Annotated in this window: 1 protein-coding gene; it reads right to left on the bottom strand. The window is 49.0% G+C overall.

Annotated elements, in window-relative coordinates:
• Positions 1 to 348: 348 nt before the first annotated feature.
• Positions 349 to 1,302 carry a signal peptidase I gene (lepB, locus tag PsAD46_RS04415; protein ID WP_063293281.1) on the bottom strand — a complete coding sequence of 318 codons (954 nt, stop codon included), beginning with the start codon at positions 1,300 to 1,302 and terminating at the stop codon, positions 349 to 351.
• Between the last annotated feature and the right edge of the window lie 508 nt (positions 1,303 to 1,810).

The following is a 1,810-nucleotide window of genomic DNA, read 5'->3' on the forward strand; positions in this document are numbered from 1 at the left end:
AGGGTGTAAGGTCATGGAGCCTGTCCCTGTGCTACGTGGTCCGCAAAAGCGGCCACCATCAACTGTTCAGGTTTGGTAATACATGCGAGGCGGGGTCTGGCCGCGTCACGATCTCAAGCCGTGCTGGGCTCTGATCTGGGACCCAACGACCTCCGCCTCGCTACCATTCAAGCACAAAACAAACACACAGGGACCCAGAGCCACCCCACCACAACTCACCATCTCAGTACTGGATACCGGATCTCCACTCCGCTCCGTCCGGCATGACGGCGAAGAGAGGCACTAGCACAACCCTTTCCCACTCGGTGTCTTCCCGGCCTCCGAGCCGGGATCCATACCCATCAAGCTCTAGGGGTTAATCAGCGTACCAATTCGGCTTAGGTCCTTAGACCAGTATATGAACAAGGGTTTGGCATAGATATTTTCTGCCGGCACGTATCCAAGCTGTGACAAGACCCGACTGTCAGCTGAATTGTCGCGATTATCGCCCATTACAAAATAGTGCCCCTCAGGAACGCGATATTTCGGCGTGTTGTCTAGCGAGCTGTTTGGATAGAGATCTAGTACTGTTTGCTGTGCGCCGTTTGGAAGCTCTTCTACGTATTGAGCTATGTACTTCTTGTTTCCATAGCTGTCGGTGAGTATGTGATCTTCAGATAGCCGAGCTTGCTTTACAGGGGCACCGTTTAAGATGACAACACCATTTTCGATTTGGACAGTGTCACCTGGAAGGCCAATAATACGTTCCACATAGTCGATTTTGTTGTTCCTAGTGTACTTCAGAATAACCATATCGCCTTGTTGAGGTTTTATGCAGTTAAAGCCACAAGAAGTTGCAAAGACGTAGTCGCCAGGAATAAGCAACGGCTGGTTGTTGTTTGAAGGTATGTAAAAGGTTCTAACTTTCTGGGACGGGAGGAAATCCATTCCAATGGAGCTAAGATAAGGTGTTTGGACAATTGCAATAGAGATCCAACAAAGTAGATAAACCCACCATCGATTGTACCATTTTAAAGTATAGCTTTGCTGCTTTCTGCATAAGAGCAAGAGATCAACAAATGCGATCACAAAAAGACTAATCACAACGATCAAAAAAATACCGAGGTAAATTCTACTATCTATGAAGGTAGGAAGTGGAGTTAGGGTAAATATTATGCCCGACCAGAGGAGTAGAATAAACATTAGAAAACGTTTTGGGTGGCCTAGATACAAATATCCAGAGCCGCTTATGAGCTGAAGCAGCAAAGCTATCCACCATCTGCGCTTCTTAAAGGTTGATGCGTTTGTAGAAACTGTAGTCATGTTAAAAATCTTGCTTAGTTGAAAATGTTCTTTTTATTAACATAAGTTGTATTTTGTGCAAGTTGCACTCGTGGATCTAGATCCCGGCTCGGGGGTCGGGAAGACGTTGGTGTGGGAGGCGAAGTGATGGCAGTTCCCCCATGCCGTCATCCCGCACAAGCGCAGCGCGATGCGGGACCCAGAGGGGTGAGGTAGAGCCTCTCGGTATCTTCGCCTTGAAATGACGCATCAGATTGAAAGCGACTTTGTGTTGTTTCCAAACCAGCCTCAGCACATGCCGCCCTAGATCCCGGCTCGGGGGCCGGGAAGACGTCGGTAGGGAGGCGAGGTGATGGGGCAATGGCAGTTCCCCCATGCCGTCATCCCGCACAAGCGCAGCGCGATGCGGCAACTGTGTTTATGCATTGAATGGAACACTATCTCTGAGGAGTGCATTGGCTGTGATGAGTATCTTTCTCGCCAGAGCAATCATTGCCGCTTTGAAGGGCTTCCCTCTTTTCCTCCATCA

This window comes from Pseudovibrio sp. Ad46 (assembly GCF_001623065.1).
Taxonomy (GTDB): domain Bacteria; phylum Pseudomonadota; class Alphaproteobacteria; order Rhizobiales; family Stappiaceae; genus Pseudovibrio.